The organism is Neobacillus paridis, assembly GCF_016765675.1.
Taxonomy (GTDB): Bacteria; Bacillota; Bacilli; order Bacillales; family Cytobacillaceae; genus Neobacillus; species Neobacillus paridis.
The window spans coordinates 1-517 of sequence record NZ_JAESWB010000276.1; the positions used below are offsets into that span (position 1 = coordinate 1).

Consider the following 517-nt stretch of genomic DNA (forward strand, 5'->3'; position numbering starts at 1 on the left):
ATTTCGTGCTCAAGTTCGGCACCGGCAGCCTTGGCGGCGATAACACCTATTTCTTCCAGAACGTTGGCGAACTCGACAAGCTGGTCTTTTCCAACGAGCAGGTCAACTTCCTGACCGGCGCCTGTGGCGCCAACAACTGCAACATCGGCCGCCTGAGCCACTACACCCTGTTTGAAGGCGCCACAGGTGGTGGCGGCGGCGCGGGCGGCGAGGTGCCTGAGCCGGCAACCGTGGCCCTGCTCGGCCTGGGCCTGCTGGGCTTCGCGGCATCGCGCCGCAAGGCACGCAAGGCATAAGCTGGACCTTGCTCTTGAAAACCCGCTCGCAGAGCGGGTTTTTTTGTGTCCTTCGGGCATTGAGGATTGCTACGCAGATGCCCCAATTTTCCGGTCGCCGGCATGGTCTCGACCGTGGTCGATCAGGGCTCAATTACAATCCTGCGCCGACCTCGCGCAGTTCAACGGCCTGTCCACAGAACTGCACATCATGACCATGCCTGAGCGGGGACAGGACTGCT

At 61.5% G+C, this 517-nt stretch carries 1 protein-coding gene; it reads left to right on the forward strand.

Annotation, left to right across the window (positions count from 1 at the left end):
• Window positions 1–296, forward strand: a 296-nt coding sequence (locus JK635_RS28805; protein WP_202655283.1) for a PEP-CTERM sorting domain-containing protein, incomplete at its 5' end; no start/stop codon positions are given.
• Window positions 297–517 lie beyond the last annotated feature (221 nt).